Here is a 16,559-nt window from a genome sequence, read left to right as displayed (position 1 = left end):
GACTACCGGAAAATTTCCTTCAGGCCGATTTCCCTGATAGTATCTATAGTAGAAACAGCATCAGCCTCTCTATGGAAGAAGGGACAGACTATGAATAAATTTCATACCACGTTAGCTTATATAAATGAAGCATTGTACGCACCGGCCCGCTTAACTGTCGCTTCCATACGTGAAGAAACACAGAACGCCGAATATGGAGCCGGTCTATTTCAACTGGGTGATCTTTCTGTCCGGTTTCGGGTTGCCAAAATCACCCCCACGAAGACCGGTCAATTTGTCGCGATGTGGGAAAAAAATGCCGGGCGTAAAAACCAGGCCTTCACCTATGCCGATGCCCCTGATTTGCTGGTCATTAACACCTTCCATCCTGTCAGCGGGGAGCTTGGACAGTTTGTCTTTCCGAAGGACCTACTGAAAATGCATGGCGTGCTGGCAACCGATCATACACCGGGAAAAATGGCGATACGGGTATATCCAGCCTGGGATACCGTAACCAATAAGCAGGCTTTAGCAACACAGAAGTGGCAGCTCCCTTATTTTGGAATAGTTGATCCCATGAACCTTCACCATATGCAGGGGTTAACCCAGTTGTATCTGCCAGCCATACCGTTTAGAATTTAACAGATCACACCTGCATCGGAAAGGAACTACATCTATGATTCTATTCATACACCGCAAGGACCTGCGGACTTCTGATCTGCCGGCCTTCGATGCCATAGCTTCAGCGCAGGAAGACTCGCTGCATGTATTAATACTGGAGCCGTTCCTGCTCCGGAATAAGCGTTATCTGGAGCATAGCGGACAGAATTTCCTTCAGCATGTTGCCCGTCTTCAGCAGGAATATGCGAAACAAGGTAAGCTGCTACATCTCCTATATGGAGAGCCGGAGGCGATCTTACAGCGTCTGGCCGGGGTACATCCTATCCAGGAAGTCAGCATCCATGCGGATTATACCCCTTATGCGCTCACCAGAGACCGGCTCCTGCAGGATACCGCCTATGCGCTGAACCTCCGGTTCCATGCCCGGCATGACAGCATGCTCTGTGATCTGGAAGCATTCATGGACTGGTGCGGCCGGAGTGAGCCGTTCAAGGTGTTTACTCCCTTCTACCGCCGCTGGCGTGCTTTTCTCGCTCAGCGGTTTCGGCCGCCGTACGCTGCCGGGCTAAGTAGTCTGCGAACCGTTGCTCTTCACCCGCAGCTCGCAGACGCCTTCCAGCTTCCCGAAGCGATTGCCCGGGAGCTTACAGCGCTGGCTCCCGCCGCAGAGCAGATGAACCCGGATCATGTGTTTGAGAATTTCCTGCATGCGGATCTGAATGATTACAAGGTCAACCGGGATCATTATGCGCAGGAACGGACCAGCCGGATCAGCAGGCATTTGAATACGGGAGCGATCTCGGCACGGACACTATATAGCAGACTTACTGAAGAAGAGGATATTGGCGAAGATTGGCTGAGACAGTTAGCCTGGAGGGATTTCTATCTGGGTCAAGCACGGCTGGACCGGGATTTCTTCAATTATGAGAATGTATATGATCTCTCTGCGCTGGGGACACAGCACTTCGAGGCCTGGGCTCAGGGAAGGACCGGCATTCCGGTCATCGATGCAGCTATGCGCCAGTTGAACGCAACCGGCTGGATGCCTAACCGGCTGCGGATGATAACGGCCATGTTCCTGACGAAGAATCTAGGCTGTCCCTTCATCTATGGCGAGCGTTATTTCCGGCTGAAGCTAAGCGATTACGACAACGCCCAGAACCGTGGCGGCTGGCTGTGGAGCTCTTCGCTCGGCTTCGATGCCTCTCCCTATTTCCGGGTGATGAATCCGGTCACCCAATCCCAGACCCATGATCCGAGCGGCAGCTATATCCGTACCTGGCTGCCGGAACGCGCAGACTGGTCTGATAAGGACATCCACCTGCCCGATGAAGATGCCATTGTGGATCTGAAGCGGTCCCGGGCATACGCCATCGAAGTCTACAAGGAGATCATGCAGAGCCGGCAAAGCTGAGGAAGCCGAGGAAGCCACCGGCTTACAGCAGGATCAGAATTCTTTGTTCCGGTGAATCCGCACGGCCGCCACATAAGACGCAGCGAACAAAAGAACCGCCAACAATAGAGCGCCGTACCCGGTCTCTGGTCCATTAAAGTTCACATCGTCCATATACAGGTTCAGCAGCATCCATACCAGAAACCGGAGGCCCATCGATAGCCCTACCGATACCATGAACATCTGCTCGCTTTTTTCTACACCGAATTTAAGAATGACCGGATAATAGATCGCCAGGGTGGAGATAGATAAAGATAAACCGAAGGTATACCCGGTGGACAGGTTCAAATGTGCTATGTCTCCCTTGCTTACATAGGTTAATGCCAGAGTAACCAAACTTACAGCGGTGCCCATGAGCATTAACATCAGGAAGGACAGGTACTTCGCATGGATGACCGTTCTCCTTCTGATCGGCATGGTGAGTTCAAACCGGTTCCATTTAGAAGCCTCATCCATCTGGAGGGAGGCCCCGATGCTCAACACAAAAATCCAAATCTGCGCCGCGATGACTGCATTCAGTACGCTATGATCCACCCCGGCAAAGGAAACCAGCGACAGAAGCAGCGCAATGCCGAGGGAGGATTTGATGTTATTTTGCAGTGAGTAATAATTATTTAACAGCAGCCCTCGCATATTAGTTCTCCCCCTTTACCAGAAGCAGCAGAATTTCATCAATGGATACCTGATCCACCATAATCCCGCTGTATTGTTGCCCGAAGCCTCTTCTGTCCTTCACCAGCACATCGGTCTGATGCTCCTTCACCCGGTAAGCCAGCCTGTCACCTTCAGCAATACGCCGGAACTGGTCGCTGGTACAGCGGGCCACGCCGTAGTCATAGATCAGTTCATCCTTCATCGCAGTCAGAATGATCTTCCCTTGATGAATAAAGGTGATATAATCGGCGATCTTCTCCAGATCGCTTGTGATATGAGAAGACATCAGTATGGCGTGATGCTCGTCCTCAACGAACTCCAGGAATACCTCCAGAATCTCCTCTCTGGTAATGGGGTCGAGTCCCGAGGTCGCTTCATCGAGGATCAGCAGCTTGGGATGATGCGACATGGCGGCGGCTATGGCAAGCTTCATCGTCATGCCCCGGGAGAATTCCTTGATCTTCCTATTCATGGGCAGGGCGAACTTGTCCGTAAGCCTCACATAGAGCTCCTGATCCCATTGCCGGTAGATTCCGCGCATTACCTTAGCAAGCTTGCCGGGGGTCAATATCGCCGAGAAATTAGCTGAATCAAGCACAACCCCGATGTCTTCGCGTAATGCAGTATCCCTATCCGTCATCTCCTTGCCCAGCAGCCGGATTGTACCGCTGTCGATCTGAACCGTGTTCAGAATAGATTTGATTGTTGTCGTCTTCCCTGCTCCATTCTCCCCCACGAACCCCATAATGGTTCCGCTGGGAATTGCTAATGATACATTGTCCAGCATAAAGCCGGAGTCGGCATAGGACTTGGTCAGTCCGGTGATTTCCAAACTAAGATTCATGGTTTCCCTCCGTATACAAGATAGTGAGCATATCTACCATCTGTTCTAGTGTGATTCCGCTTGCACGGGCGATTTCGGCTGCCTTCATTAGGTGCTCATCCACCTTCTTCTGCTGCTCTTCCTGAAAAACATCCTGGTTCACGGCCGAGACGAAGCTTCCGCGCCCGACCGTCGTCTCGATGAATCCATCGCGCTGTAAATCCTCATACGCCTTCTGTACGGTGATGACACTGACTTGAATGGATTTGGCTAAGGCGCGCATCGAAGGAATGGGATCTCCTGCCTGAAGCTCTCCGCTCATAATCTTGCCTTTGATCTGCGAGGTGATCTGCTCATAAATGGGCTTGTTCCTGTTACTACTGATGATGATCTCCACACGCTACCTCCTTGCGCGAACAGTGTACTTATTGTACCAGTACAATATAACTGATTTCTTATTTTTTGTAAACCTGCTAAATAACCACACTTAAGACATACAAAAAAGGGCCAACCCCAGCTTAAGGTCAGCCCTTCCACATTACTTATTGTGCATTCGAGAAATGAACTTGAATGGACACTACCTCTGAGCGCGACCCGATGCGGATCGGCGGACCCCAGAAGCCATAGCCTGAAGACACGATGGTATGAAGCTGCCCCTTCTTCAGGTACCCCCAATCATTCTCGAACACCCGGGAAGTGATCAGGTTGGCTGGCGCGATCTGCCCGCGGTGGGTATGGCCGGAGACCATCAAATCCACGCCCTGCTCCTGCGCAATCCCGAACTCCACCGGCTGATGCTCCAGCATGAACACCGGCTTGGAATGATCTATGTCCTTGGTCAGATCAGCCAGCTTGGCCCGCTCCTTATCGCTGTAGTCCTTCCGTCCAATCAGCGTCAGCCAGCCGCCCACCTCGACGTCTTCATCATAGAGCACCTGCATCCCGCTCTCCTTCAGCAGGCTGATGATCTCCTCCGTCCCGCCCTTGAACCGGTCATGATTCCCCAGGGAAGCATACACTCCGAGCGGAGCTTCAAGCTTCGCCAGCACAGCGCCGAGTCCCTTCTCCTTATACGGCCTGACATCATCATCCACGATATCGCCCGGGAGCAGTATTAGATCGGGGTGCAAGGCGTTAATCTCCTGTACCATCCGCTCCGCATGGCGTTTGCCGGATAAATAACCGAAATGCATATCCGAAGCCATCACGATATGAAGCTTACCACTGGCCGGACCCGGCTTGTCAATCTGTACCTCGTAGGAACGCACAACCGGGCTGTATGCATTATAGCTTCCATACCCGAGCAGGCTCACCAGCGCCACCAGCGTTAGAATACCGGACCACTTCTGAACGGCCCGGCGTGGCAGCCTGACTAGCTTCGTGAGCCAGACCATAAGATGCACTAGCGGCAGCAGCATGAGCAGCAGGCTGAATACGGCCAGCCAGTAACTGCCAATGACACTTAAGACCGCTGACCCCGCCACCACTCTGGAGAGAATCAGCGAGCTGGCCAGGAAGATCAGCGCAATGATGTAGAACAGCCTGAACCGTCCGGAGACGACCGGCTTGATCCAGCCCCAGCCGCTCCAGCCGATATAGAAGACAATTAACGCGTATAAAGCAATGAATACTAGCCCAATGATGATAAACATGTTAACCACCTTATCTAATTTTCGGATAACATATTATCTCATGGCACCTTGGTCTTTTCCACTATAGGGACAGCCGGGCTTATTTAAGCTTATCAACCACTGCCTCTGCTGACAGCTTCCCGGAGGTCAATGCCCAGGCATTATTGGCGCCAGAGGGGGAGTCATCTCCCATGACACCGCCAACAACCTCGCCTGCAGCATAGAGTCCGGAGATAATCTGGCTGCTCGTGTTCAGGACTTCAAAGTCCGCGTTCACAACCAGTCCCCCCATGGTTGTAGCGAAACGCGGTTTCTGCTCTACCAGATAGTAAGGGCCTGATCCAATGGATTCCTTCATGTAATCCGCTGAACGCCCGAAGTCCTCATCCTTGCGGGCCTTAACGAAGCTGTTATAGCGGTTAATGGTGTTCTGCAGCGCACCAGCATCCATTCCGGCAGCCGTTGCCAGCGCTTCAGCCGTCTCGGCATGGAAGAAATACGGCTTAGTTGAACCATTGTTCTTCAGCCATGTCTCAATATCACCCTGTGAGATTCCTGCTTCGCCCAGACTGGTCTTGAACACATCGAAGGTTGCCTGATCCATCAGCAAGTATAGCATCTGTTTCTGTTGCGTAAGTTCCACTTCCAGAATGCTGCGATTACTGGATTTCTCATTCACTACTCTATCTCCGGCACTATTCACCAGAATTCCGCTCTTTTTGAATGCAGCGATATTGCCGACAATGGTAGATTTCGCAATTCCCTCGGATACCTCAACTCCATTGGGGTAACGTTTCCCGTACTCCATCAGGCGGGTTGCGGCATCGATGCCTTCACCCTTGGCCATTACAATTCCGTCTCCCGTCGAGGAGGTCGGACCATAGTATAGAGCGGTCTTTAACTGATCGGAGAGCAGGTCTTTATTATTACCATAACCTCCGGTAGCCATAATCACTGCCTTAGCTGTAATATTGTAGGTCTTCCCGGTGCCGTCTTTGGCAACGACACCTGTAACAGCTCCGCTATCATCTGTAACCAGCTTCTCTGCTCTGGTCTCCAGGTACAGTTCCACACCCGACTCTTCGACCTTCTGGCGGGCCTGCTTGGCGAATCCGGGTCCGCCTTGATCGTAGGCAAGCTCCCGGTCATGACTGTACTCTGCCAGCTTATGCAGTCCGCCTGCCATATCGTATTTAATCCCCACATATTGATTCAGCCAGTCTGTAGTCTGCCCGACGTTGGCTGCGAACAGCTTCAATAACTCGGCAACGTTCTTATTGCCCCCGTTGGCAAGGAAATCCGTCACGATGCTGTCGGCACTGTCGTCGGTAACTCCAGCATCTTGCTGAAGCTTGGAGAGTCCAACCACCTGATTGCCGCCGCTGATCGAGATGGCCCCGCCGATGTAAGTCATTTTCTCCAGCAGGATGGTCTTCAGTCCAAGCTCATCTGTACGCAGGGAAGCGGACATGCCTGCCGCGCCGCCGCCGATGACGACTACATCTGTCGTTAAGTCCTCTACCTCGGTCGATTCCACTTTCTTCACATCATTGTTCAGAACCAGCGGATCTACACCGGCTTGGGTTACGCAATCGGCGACGGCGGCCAGGATCGCATCACTCGTGACGGTTGCCCCGGAGACGGCATCAATCTTCAAGGACTGGTTATCGACAATAGCCTTCGGAATCTTGGTAACGGATGCGTCACTGACCCCTTCGGTTTCCTTGAAATTTACTACCTTCACAGCATCGATGGCATGCTCCGAGAAGGTAACTTCCACCTGCACCGCACCGTTTTTCCCGTCCGCAGATCCTGTATAGGTTCCGGCCTTATAGGTGATGCCCCCGGCACCTTTAGAACTATCTTCATTTTTTGTACCTGAACATCCTGCCACAGATAAGATCACCAATGACACCAACAGCATAACCGACAGCATCTTCTTTACATTCTTTTTCCTCATTAGTACTCCTTCTTGGAACCATTTTTGTTAATATATAAAGGTCGCGATACGCCACTCTACTTCAGAACCCACTATACCTTCAGATAGGATGATCACCCATGACTATTGCACAGCTTCAATATTTTTTGACAATTCGTAAATACCTGAGCTTCTCCAGCGCAGCGGATGAGCTGTGCATCACCCAATCCGCGATATCCAAACAGATCAAATCCCTGGAAGGCGAGCTGAACACCCTGCTGTTCGACCGAAGGACACGGACGATCAGCCTGACGCCTGCCGGAGAAGAGTTCGTAGTATATGCCGAGAAGATTCTGGCCAATTACAATGAGATGATGTCGAACATGAAGAAGCATGAGCTGCTCGAAACAGGCCATATATCCATTGCAACCATTCCCGTGATGTCACAATATGGCATGACTTCAATCATAGCCGGGTTTACAGGAATGTATCCGCATATCAAATTGCATCTGATTGAAAAAGAAAATGATATCATTGTATCCATGCTCCGCAATGACGAGGTGGATGTAGCATTCATGCGCACTAACTATATTCCGGAGGGCATCGCCGAGGTTCATCCGCTGGTGGATGACTTCTTAGTGCTGGTAGTCTCCAAGGATCACCCCCTGGCAGATCAAGCCTCCGTGGAGCTGGCCCGGGTGCAGACCGACAAATTCATTCTGCTGAACTCGGTTTCGGGTATTTATACTACCTGTGTGGAAGAGTGCCGCAAGGCCGGCTTCACGCCTGAGGTACTCTTCACCAACAGCCGGATTGAGACCATTATGGAGCTCGTCGCCGAGAATCTCGGCGTAACCCTGCTGATGAATCAAGTTGCCCGTTATGTGGATCATCCCAAGCTTAGCATCGTGCCGCTGGCCCATCCGGTTCTTAGCTCGTTTGCCATGGTGAATCCCAAGAATAAACAGAATACGGAGAGCGTCACGGCATTTATGGACTATGTAATTCAATCATCATCCTGAACTTGGATTGTAACAAATTTCACATTCTCCTTCGGAAATAAAATGTACCTTAGGCGCCAAGGCATGATTACATTCTAAACGCGCCGTCGCCATACAAACAATTCCAATATAGAAAGCATCTATTCCATTATGGAAAATAACCTGACCTGAAACGGTTCCCTGGAGGATTTCATCATGGCAAAACCTTTCTTTCCGCGGCTGGAGGGAAACAGCCGGGGCTGCTTGACCTTTGAGCCTTTTTTCCTGATTCCCTACAGCATGTTCTCTACCTATGCCACCCTGTACATGTATGAGCTTGGATTGACCGAGCTGAACATCGGCTGGATAACAACCATCGGACTCTTAGTACAGGTATTCTCCTCTTTGCTCAGCGGATACTTAACAGACCGGCTAGGACGCAAAAGAGCTATTCTGTACTTTGACCTGCTTAGCTGGAGCCTCGCCACCTTGTTATGGGCCTTCTCACAGAATCTGTGGTTTTTCGCCGCAGCTGCAGTGATTAACGGCTTCCAGCGAGTGCCTCATATCGCCTTTTACTGCCTGATTGTTGAAGATACCCGACCCTCTGACCGGACCTATGTATTCACATTACTGCAGATCATCGGGGTGATCGGAGGCCTGTTCGCACCGCTGGGCGGTCTGCTTGTCCACCAGTATGGAATGGTCACGGGCATGAGAATCATGTACGTGCTGGCCTTCCTCTTCATGACCTTCCAGTTCGTGGGCCGTCATCTGACTACCCGGGAGACCGAGGCAGGCATCCGCAAAAGGCAGGAGACCCGGGAGCTCGGCCTTAGAGAGAGTATGATTGAATACGGCGGCGCCTTCCGTGATTTGGGGGCTGAGCGCAATCTGCTGCTGATCTTCGGCGTATACATTCTGTTCAACTTCCAGGCTACGCTGAAAAGTACCTACCTGTACCTCTATCTGGCAGATTACATCCAGCTGGACAGCGGCATCCTGTCTATGTTCCCGGCGGTGTCCTCTGTCATTATGCTGCTGACCCTGTGGCTCTTGATGCCCAGAATCCCGGATCAGAGCGAAAGCCGAGCCATGATGGCAGGCTTCGGTTTATCTGCTCTGTCGAATGCCATGCTGGTTCTATACCCATCAGCGAGCTTCGTCTGGATCGGGCTGAGCACCATTCTGGCAGCCGTAGGCCTGATGATCAGCTCTCCTTATCTGGAGGCAGCCGTGCAGAACGCCATTGATGATGAGAAGCGGGCCAAGGTGTTCTCCATGCTGTCGGTCCTGATCCTGGTATTCACCGCACCTGCGGGGATTATCGGAGGCTGGGCATACAAGCTCGACCCGAGAATTCCGCTGTGGCTGGTAACCGCAGCGTTCGTTGCCTCGTATGTGCTTCTGCACCTGTACCGCAGACAGACGGCATACAAAGACACTGTTCCGCAGCAAGCTCAGCAGTAAGCAAACAGGGATGCTCCTCGGACCAATTACGGCCGTTGGGCATCCCTGTTTGTGCTTTTATACTAATCTATGATGAGGATGAATCAGCCTTCACCTGTTCCTGCTCCTTCTCCAGCGCCTCCTTGAGATCATCCTGGACGCGGCGGCTCCAGAGCGGAACACCGGAGCGGTAGGCCGCCCGGCCGGTCAGATGAGCAGAGAGCGGAGAAGTCATGAATACGAACACGATTCCAAGCAGCAGCTTCGCACTGATGAAATCGAGGAAGAAGGCGAAATAGAGGAATGCGCCGCTGAGTACACAGAGCACACCGAGCGTAGCACTTTTGGCGGCGGCATGTGATCTTAAGTAGACATCGGGCAAGCGGATCAGACCTACAGAGCTGACTGCGCTAAGCAAGGCTCCGGTCAGAATCAGCAAGACAAACACATACTCAATGACCGTCTTGATCAGGTCCATGTTCAAACACCACCCCCCTTTCGATATATCTGGCCAAGGCCATCGTCCCGATAAAAGAGAGGATTCCAATCAGCAGAATATATTCTATATAGGCTTGCGTCTTGAACAGGACCGAGAGAACGGCGACCATCGCCAGCAGATTGATACCGATGGTATCGAGTGCGGCTACCCGGTCAGGCAGTGACGGCCCCTTGACCAGCCTCCAGGCACAGATAGCAATGGAGATGACCATGATCGACAGCGCCACCATAAGAATCGATTGAATCATGAACGGGTCACCTCCAGAATCGCGCGTTCAAAGGTATTACGGATATTCGCATCGAACTGCTTCACATCCTGTATGTCCATGGCATGAATGTATAAGGTCCGGTTGTCTTTGGACACCTCCAGCACGACGGAACCCGGCGTAAGGCAGAGCATAGTAATCAGCACCGCCACCTCCCAGTCCGATTCCAGCTCCGTATGGTACATCAGGATAGCCGGGCGAATATTGAGATTCGGGCGAAGAACCGCCTTCACCACTACATAACTGGATGCCACCAGCTCCCGCAGCAGCAAGGCCACCAGCTTCAGAATTGCCCATATTTTACCCAGGTACAGCCGTCCGTCGAAGAAGCGCCGCATAACCACCAGCACGGCCACCCCTAGCACATAGCCGATGATGAAGCCGGAGGCCGTCCAGTCATTATTCAGGAACATCCACAGGAAGGCGATCATGAGATTCAATAATATTTGAAAGGCCATCTTCATCTACTCCTTATGACAGCATTAATGTACGCTGCCGGATCAGCGAGGACTGCGCCGGCCTGCCCCACATAGCCGTTCACCCACTCGGCGCCGATGCCCATCAGGATGACGAGCACAAACAGCGCCGCAGCCGGTACCATCATAGCTTTGTAGCGCAGAGGACGGATTTCTTCATCGCTCTTCTCGCCTCCCCAGAATACCTGCTGGAAGACTTTGATCAGCGAATACAAGACGACGAAGCTGGAAGCCAGAGCGATAAGCGCAAGTGCGGTATGCTGCTCTCCGAAGCCGCTGCGGACCATCATGACCTTCCCGGCAAAACCGCTAAGCGGAGGGACGCCGACCAGCGCCAGCGTCAGGACGAAGAACATCCAGCCCGTCCACGGATACCGGCGGATCAGACCGCCCATCAGCCTCAGCTGCTCCGTCCCCGAAGCTGCGACAATCAGCCCGCCCAGGAAGAACAGCAGTGCCTTGGCAACCATATCATGCATCAGATAGAATACGACCCCGCTCAGCGAATCCTGGGTAGCCACAGAGATACCGAAAGCGATGAAGCCGACACTGATGACAATATTATAATTAAAGATCCGGCTTAGATCATTATAGGCGAGTGCCCCTATGGCTCCAAGAATCATAGTGGCCCCTGCCATCCAGCCGATCAGCGAATGGGTCAGGCCCATATCATGGACAAAAATCAGTGAGAACGTTCTGGTGATGGCATACAGCCCCACCTTGGTAAGCAGTGCGCCGAACAATGCCCTTACCGCCTGCGGAGGAGCACTGTACGAATCCGGCAGCCAGAAGAACAGCAACAGGCCTGCTTTGAGCGAGAACACCAGCAGCAGGAGTACGGCAATCACATTCATGACTCCGCCCTGCCCGGCCTCTCCCACACGGATGGCCAGATGAGCCATATTAAGCGTGCCTGTCGCCGCGTACAGATAAGCAATCGCCGCTACGAACAAGGTGGAGGAAATTACGTTGACAAGGATATACTTGAGCGTCTCGCGCAGCTGTATCCGGGTTCCACCCAGAACAATCATGGCGTAGGAAGCAACCAGCAGCACCTCGAAGCAGACAAACAGGTTGAACAGGTCACCCGTCAGGAACGAGCCGAACACACCGGTGAGCAGGAAATGGAAGAATGTATAGTAGTAGAACCGCTCCCGCTCCTCACCGATGCTTGCAAAAGAGAAGAACAGGCAAGCTGCCCCTACCACCGCAGCCGTCAAGACAAGCAGCGCTGCGAACATATCAGCTACGAAAACGATGCCGTAAGGCGGAATCCAGCCTCCCATATACAGCGTCTGAATCCCATCCGTATGGACCTGGTATATAATGATAAGCGCTACTGCGATGTTCACCAGCACACTGATGGCACTGAGGATACGCTGCAGCTTAATTTGTTCCTTGAGAAAAATCAGGATGACCGCCGTAAAGGCCGGGATCAGCAAAGGCAGTACCAGCAGGTTGTTCATGGTCTCTCCCCCTTGCTTCCTTCCACATCATCCGTTCCCGCCGAGCGGTAAGCCCGGTAGGCCAGAACGATGAAGAACGCGGATACCCCAAAGCTGATTACAATGGAAGTCAGGATAAGCGCCTGCGGCAGCGGATCGACATAACTGTCCGCCTTCTCGCCAAGCAGAGGTGAAGCGCCCGTCTTCAGGCCCGCCATCGTCAGCAGCAGCAGATGAACGCCGTGAGTCAGCAGCGTCGTCCCGAGCAGGATGCGGAGCAGACTTTTGGACAGGACCAGATAGACACCTACGGTAAACAAGACACCGATCGCCAGGGCAATAAGGATCTCCATTAGTTATCCCTCCCGATCGTAAAGATAATATTCATCGTGACACCAATCACCGAGAGGTAGACTCCCAGATCGAACAGCATCGCCGTGGTTAGCTCCGTCTTGCCCATGACCGGCAGTTCAAAGTAACCGAAGGCCTGGGTCAGGAACGGAGCATCGAAGACAAAGGAACCGATTCCGGTGAGAAAAGCGATCATAATCCCGACTGCGATTAACTTGCGGTAATCGACCGGCAGCACCTTCTCCACAAACTCCGTACCGAAGGCAATCGCGATCAGCACCAGCGCCGCAGCAGCCATCAAGGCTCCGATAAAGCCGCCGCCCGGCTGATTATGACCCGCGAAGAACAAATACAGGGAGAAAGTGATGATGATCACGAAGGCTACCTTTGCCACAGATTGCAGCAATACATCATTGCTGCGGGTATAGCGGCGCGTGCTCTCCTCCGGTTTGTTTCTGGTCAGAACAGGCGTATGATCCTGATCCAGCTGCAGCTTGATCATCGAGTAGATGGCCAGCGACGCCAGACCCAGCACCGTAATTTCGAACATGGTATCGAAGCCGCGGAAGTCCACCAGCAGCACATTGACAATGTTCTTGCCGCCGCCAAGCTTGTAACTATTCTCCACATAGTAGGTTGAGATAGACTCGAACGGACTGCTGCCTAGCGCGGCCAGCGCCACCAGCGTCATCGTGATCCCGAAGCCTAAGGCGATGATCAGCCTCGGCACCTTGACCCGCAGCTTGACCTTCTCCCGCTTCAGCTTCGGCAGATGCCGGAAGCAGAGCAGGAACAGCGTGACCGAGACCACCTCAACAATCATCTGGGTGAGGGCCAGATCGGGTGCGCGGAACAGGATGAACAATAGCGTCACCATGTAACCGACCATTCCGGTAAGCAGAATCGCCGAGACTCTGGACTTCGCGAATGGTATGGCGAGCGCACCGGTCAGCAGGACCAGTACGGCAACAACTTCAAAGAAGGTGACCGGAGCGTAGCTCCCCTGGCCAAACGTAATGCCCTCCGAATACAGCATAGTACCGCCTACTACGGCGATAATCAGGGTGAAAATATACATCAGATAATGACGCATCGAACCGGTCATGTATAGCCCTGTCACCGCACGGGACAGTCCTTCCACGAGCCGGATACTCCCGTCATATACCTGTGTCAGCGTGAGGCCGCTGCGCCATTCCTTATCCACAAGGCTGAACCGGCCATATACGCGGTATACGATAATCCCGAGAAGGATCACGCCCAGCGTCATCCAGACCTCGGCGGTGAACCCGTGCCAGAAATAGATGTTGACGTAAAAAGGCGAGCTGGCTGCAAGCTCCGGATGAATGGCATTCATCCCCGGAACGATCAGTGTCCCCGACAGTATGTTCGGGAAGAAGCCGGTGATAACGGCCAGCAGTGCCAGGATTACCGGCGGAAGCAGAAGGCCGAAAGGCGCTTCATGCGGTTTTTTGTCCAGCTTCTCCGGCTGATATTTACCGAAGAAGGTATGGAAGACCATAATCATGCTGTATGCAAAGGTAAATATGCTTGCAATCCACGCCAGCACCGGGAATATGGTAAAGAAGGCCCCGGGGCTGAAGATATCCAGCTGTCTGATATTCAGCACAGCCGTGAAGAACATTTCCTTGCTCAGGAATCCGGCAAACGGCGGAAGACCCGCCATTGAGAAGCTGCCGATCAGCGCTAATGTGAAGGTTACCGGCATCAGAGACACCAGCCCCCCCAGCTTGCGCAGATCACGGGTATTCGTCTCATGGTCGACAATTCCGACCACCATGAAGAGCGAACCTTTGAATATGGCATGATTAATTAAATGAAAGAGTGCTGCCGTTGTTGCGGCGGTATAGAATACAGCCTGTTCCCCTGTATAAAAGGAAGCTGCCGATCCCATGCCGAGTAATCCCATAATCAGACCGAGCTGGCTGATTGTAGAATAAGCTAACAGAGCCTTCAGGTCCGTCTGCTTCATCGCCTGGATCGATCCATAGATCAAGGTGATCAGGCCGACGCCCGACACTATCCAAAACCACTCATGTTGCCCCGCAAACACCGGGCTGAACCGTGCTACCAGATATAAACCGGCTTTGACCATGGTTGCTGAATGCAGATACGCACTGACCGGAGTCGGCGCTTCCATTGCATCAGGCAGCCAGATGTGGAACGGAAACTGGGCCGATTTGGTGAAGGCACCCAGCAGAATAAGCAGCATTGCGGGGATGAACAGCGTTTGTCCGCTGATGTCGCCCACCTGGCTCCAGATCTCGCGGATGCTGAAGGTACCTGTCATCACATACAGCATCAGGAAGCCTGCGAACATCGCCAGACCGCCGAAGACAGTGATCAGCATCGACTTTTGCGCGCCGTAGCGTGATTTCTGTCTCCGGTGCCAGTAGGCAATCAGAAGGAAGGATGAGACACTCGTAAGCTCCCAGAATCCGTATAACACCATCAGGTTATCAGATAGGACGACTCCCAGCATAGCTCCCATGAACAGCAGCAGATACACATAGAATGGAGTCAGCTCTTCCTTGCGTTTGTCCAGATAAAAGATGGAATAGATAAAGACCAGGGTGCCCATTCCCGTGATTAACAAGGCGAACAGCAGGCTTAATCCATCCAGATGGAAGACCAGATCAATCCCAAGGGAAGGAATCCATGACAATGTCTCATATCCGAGATCCCCTCCCTTGATGACCGGAATACGGGTAAAGAAGTAGATAAATAACATCAGCGGTGCGGCCAGTACAAGCCATCCTCTATGGAGCTTGCGTACCCTCCCGCGTAGAAGCGCTATCATCAGGGCCATAAGAAACGGAACAAGAACGGTTATATGCAGCAAAGGCAAGCCTCCTTTTCCCTTCAGTGGTATAGGTTGTGAACACTGGTACTTACTTCCTGACAACAAGACCGGTTATAGCGGATCGGCCAAGTTCCCTTCACAGATATGCAAATATCTTGCTTTACCATCTTGCTCAATTTTGAACAAGCCATTCTCAAACTCGGTGTGCAATTCGTGGAAGTATTTCCCTTTAATGAAGTCTGTACCTTCCGGCTCATCGCTGAGCTGATACATTCCCTCGTTCTTCACCAAATAAGCGGTTACCCCTTCTTCATGGGTCTCTTCAAGACCAGCGCGCATACGCTGAACTGCAACTACATGCAGATCCATCATCTTCATCTTGCTGATCAGTTCATTGACGAAGTTGCGTTTAGTCAGCTCCTGCCATAAGGTCTGGGCCGATTGCCCGATGATAACCTGAGTGACTTCATGTTCTTCTGCCGCTTCAACGATCACATCCGTTGTCTTGCGGCCGCGGCGCTTGCGCACCATGAATTCAGCACCGGCTTCTTCAGCCAGACGCTTCCAGACCGCCATATACATTTCTTTGCTTTGATTATATTCATCACTGTCTGAACTATCCACATTGAGCACATACAGCGGTGCCCCGATCAACTCGGATAACTGGACTCCACGCCGGATCAAACGCTCGCCATGCGGGCCGTAATGAACACATACCATAATCTTTTCCTTGTGAATGACTTTCGCCCTCCTGTTAACATGGGCCGGAAATACAAAAGGAGCCTAATGGCGTTAGGCCCCTTTCTGTTGTTTCAAACCCTGAAAGTTATACCTAAATTATATCTATTCCGATGCTGTTTGTAAAGTTTACGGACAAGACTTGGACAAAACAGAAGCATTTGTTCCGGGTGGCTGCCGCTTCAATTAAGGATGGCGGAGGTGAATATCAGTACCCTTCCGTCCGTGTTAAGCCCCTGGGTGCCGTTGCCTGCTGCGGAAGGCCCTCCATACAGGGAGCGGGTCGCCGCTTGAACCTCTTACGGCAGTATCTCCGTATAAATCCCCGCATAAACATATCAGCACCTTAGCCTGATCGACGTCCGGCAGATGGAGCTGAAGCAGATGCTCCAGCGTCTCCGGAAGCTTCTCACCCACCAGGGAGTGATCTTAAGCCTTTCTCTGCCCGCCTTACTC

General features: G+C 52.4%; 17 protein-coding genes. 4 read left to right on the top strand and 13 right to left on the bottom strand.

The genetic code is table 11. The features are described 5' to 3' along the window. The first annotated feature begins 90 nt into the window (after nt 1-90). Entirely contained in the window at nt 91-621 is a 531-nt protein-coding gene (locus J2Z70_RS12985; RefSeq protein ID WP_209873412.1) for a MepB family protein, read from the top strand. A gap of 34 nt (nt 622-655) precedes the next feature. Then, entirely contained in the window at nt 656-2,014 is a 1,359-nt protein-coding gene (locus J2Z70_RS12980) for a cryptochrome/photolyase family protein (protein ID WP_209873409.1), read from the top strand. 33 nt (nt 2,015-2,047) lie between these two features. Here the strand turns inward: J2Z70_RS12980 and J2Z70_RS12975 are convergent, their stop codons facing one another. From J2Z70_RS12975 to J2Z70_RS12955, 5 genes are all read right to left on the bottom strand, one after another. Continuing rightward, nucleotides 2,048-2,686, bottom strand: a complete 639-nt coding sequence (locus J2Z70_RS12975) for an ABC-2 transporter permease (protein WP_209873406.1) — start codon at nt 2,684-2,686, stop codon at nt 2,048-2,050. Between the two features lies 1 nt (nt 2,687). Further along, the gene (locus J2Z70_RS12970; RefSeq protein WP_209873404.1) at nt 2,688-3,551 is read right to left on the bottom strand and encodes an ABC transporter ATP-binding protein; all 864 of its coding nucleotides are present in this window, start codon (nt 3,549-3,551) and stop codon (nt 2,688-2,690) included. Continuing rightward, nucleotides 3,541-3,927, bottom strand: coding sequence for a GntR family transcriptional regulator (locus J2Z70_RS12965; RefSeq protein ID WP_209873401.1), 387 nt, complete (start codon nt 3,925-3,927; stop codon nt 3,541-3,543). Before J2Z70_RS12965 ends, J2Z70_RS12970 begins: the two co-directional genes overlap by 11 nt. A 145-nt stretch (nt 3,928-4,072) precedes the next feature. Continuing rightward, nucleotides 4,073-5,182 (bottom strand): metallophosphoesterase, encoded by a 1,110-nt coding sequence (locus J2Z70_RS12960; protein ID WP_209873398.1) that lies wholly within the window; start codon nt 5,180-5,182, stop codon nt 4,073-4,075. A 79-nt stretch (nt 5,183-5,261) separates the two neighbouring features. After that, nucleotides 5,262-7,121: an FAD-dependent oxidoreductase gene (locus tag J2Z70_RS12955; RefSeq protein WP_209873396.1), complete on the bottom strand. Its 1,860-nt coding sequence runs from the start codon at nt 7,119-7,121 to the stop codon at nt 5,262-5,264. A 98-nt stretch (nt 7,122-7,219) separates the two neighbouring features. Between J2Z70_RS12955 and J2Z70_RS12950 the strand changes: the two genes are divergently transcribed. Both J2Z70_RS12950 and J2Z70_RS12945 read left to right on the top strand, forming a co-directional pair. Further along, nucleotides 7,220-8,101, top strand: coding sequence for a LysR family transcriptional regulator (locus J2Z70_RS12950; protein WP_209873393.1), 882 nt, complete (start codon nt 7,220-7,222; stop codon nt 8,099-8,101). Between the two features lie 174 nt (nt 8,102-8,275). After that, nucleotides 8,276-9,529 carry an MFS transporter gene (locus J2Z70_RS12945; protein WP_209873392.1) on the top strand — a complete coding sequence of 418 codons (1,254 nt, stop codon included), beginning with the start codon at nt 8,276-8,278 and terminating at the stop codon, nt 9,527-9,529. Between the two features lie 67 nt (nt 9,530-9,596). On the opposite strand, the gene mnhG is transcribed toward J2Z70_RS12945, so the two are convergent. The 8 genes from mnhG to J2Z70_RS12905 all read right to left on the bottom strand — a co-directional run bounded on the left by mnhG (nt 9,597) and on the right by J2Z70_RS12905 (nt 16,520). Continuing rightward, complete coding sequence (mnhG, locus tag J2Z70_RS12940; RefSeq protein WP_209873600.1) at nt 9,597-9,986, bottom strand: monovalent cation/H(+) antiporter subunit G; 390 nt, start codon at nt 9,984-9,986, stop codon at nt 9,597-9,599. Continuing rightward, the gene (locus tag J2Z70_RS12935; protein WP_209873390.1) at nt 9,961-10,254 is read right to left on the bottom strand and encodes a Na(+)/H(+) antiporter subunit F1; all 294 of its coding nucleotides are present in this window, start codon (nt 10,252-10,254) and stop codon (nt 9,961-9,963) included. The genes mnhG and J2Z70_RS12935 overlap by 26 nt, the downstream gene beginning before the upstream one ends. Next, nucleotides 10,251-10,730, bottom strand: coding sequence for a Na+/H+ antiporter subunit E (locus J2Z70_RS12930; protein ID WP_209873388.1), 480 nt, complete (start codon nt 10,728-10,730; stop codon nt 10,251-10,253). The genes J2Z70_RS12935 and J2Z70_RS12930 overlap by 4 nt, the downstream gene beginning before the upstream one ends. Nucleotides 10,731-10,732: 2 nt before the next feature. After that, entirely contained in the window at nt 10,733-12,214 is a 1,482-nt protein-coding gene (locus tag J2Z70_RS12925; protein WP_209873386.1) for a Na+/H+ antiporter subunit D, read from the bottom strand. Continuing rightward, nucleotides 12,211-12,546: a Na(+)/H(+) antiporter subunit C gene (locus tag J2Z70_RS12920; protein WP_036729053.1), complete on the bottom strand. Its 336-nt coding sequence runs from the start codon at nt 12,544-12,546 to the stop codon at nt 12,211-12,213. The genes J2Z70_RS12925 and J2Z70_RS12920 overlap by 4 nt, the downstream gene beginning before the upstream one ends. Next, a complete protein-coding gene (locus J2Z70_RS12915; RefSeq protein WP_209873383.1) occupies nt 12,546-15,410 on the bottom strand; it encodes a Na+/H+ antiporter subunit A in 2,865 nt (954 codons plus the stop codon). The genes J2Z70_RS12920 and J2Z70_RS12915 overlap by 1 nt, the downstream gene beginning before the upstream one ends. Before the next feature lie 66 nt (nt 15,411-15,476). Next, the gene (locus tag J2Z70_RS12910) at nt 15,477-16,085 is read right to left on the bottom strand and encodes an adenine nucleotide alpha hydrolase family protein (protein WP_076077653.1); all 609 of its coding nucleotides are present in this window, start codon (nt 16,083-16,085) and stop codon (nt 15,477-15,479) included. Nucleotides 16,086-16,331: 246 nt separating this feature from the next. Then, entirely contained in the window at nt 16,332-16,520 is a 189-nt protein-coding gene (locus J2Z70_RS12905; protein ID WP_209873381.1) for a hypothetical protein, read from the bottom strand. Nucleotides 16,521-16,559: the final 39 nt, after the last annotated feature.

It is taken from the genome of Paenibacillus silagei, assembly GCF_017874735.1.
In the GTDB taxonomy this organism is placed as follows: domain Bacteria; phylum Bacillota; class Bacilli; order Paenibacillales; family Paenibacillaceae; genus Paenibacillus_AQ; species Paenibacillus_AQ silagei.
Note: the sequence above shows the minus strand (reverse complement) of the source record. Positions and strands in the feature narration are given on the sequence as shown.

Coding starts and splice junctions, on each gene's coding strand:
- J2Z70_RS12985 (WP_209873412.1), top strand. CDS start 91: ATGAATAAATTTCATACCACGTTAGCTTATATAAATGAAGCATTGTAC.
- J2Z70_RS12980 (WP_209873409.1), top strand. CDS start 656: ATGATTCTATTCATACACCGCAAGGACCTGCGGACTTCTGATCTGCCG.
- J2Z70_RS12975 (WP_209873406.1), bottom strand. CDS start 2,686: ATGCGAGGGCTGCTGTTAAATAATTATTACTCACTGCAAAATAACATC.
- J2Z70_RS12970 (WP_209873404.1), bottom strand. CDS start 3,551: ATGAATCTTAGTTTGGAAATCACCGGACTGACCAAGTCCTATGCCGAC.
- J2Z70_RS12960 (WP_209873398.1), bottom strand. CDS start 5,182: ATGTTTATCATCATTGGGCTAGTATTCATTGCTTTATACGCGTTAATT.
- J2Z70_RS12955 (WP_209873396.1), bottom strand. CDS start 7,121: ATGAGGAAAAAGAATGTAAAGAAGATGCTGTCGGTTATGCTGTTGGTG.
- J2Z70_RS12950 (WP_209873393.1), top strand. CDS start 7,220: ATGACTATTGCACAGCTTCAATATTTTTTGACAATTCGTAAATACCTG.
- J2Z70_RS12945 (WP_209873392.1), top strand. CDS start 8,276: ATGGCAAAACCTTTCTTTCCGCGGCTGGAGGGAAACAGCCGGGGCTGC.
- mnhG (WP_209873600.1), bottom strand. CDS start 9,986: ATGGACCTGATCAAGACGGTCATTGAGTATGTGTTTGTCTTGCTGATT.
- J2Z70_RS12935 (WP_209873390.1), bottom strand. CDS start 10,254: ATGATTCAATCGATTCTTATGGTGGCGCTGTCGATCATGGTCATCTCC.
- J2Z70_RS12930 (WP_209873388.1), bottom strand. CDS start 10,730: ATGGCCTTTCAAATATTATTGAATCTCATGATCGCCTTCCTGTGGATG.
- J2Z70_RS12925 (WP_209873386.1), bottom strand. CDS start 12,214: ATGAACAACCTGCTGGTACTGCCTTTGCTGATCCCGGCCTTTACGGCG.
- J2Z70_RS12920 (WP_036729053.1), bottom strand. CDS start 12,546: ATGGAGATCCTTATTGCCCTGGCGATCGGTGTCTTGTTTACCGTAGGT.
- J2Z70_RS12910 (WP_076077653.1), bottom strand. CDS start 16,085: ATGGTATGTGTTCATTACGGCCCGCATGGCGAGCGTTTGATCCGGCGT.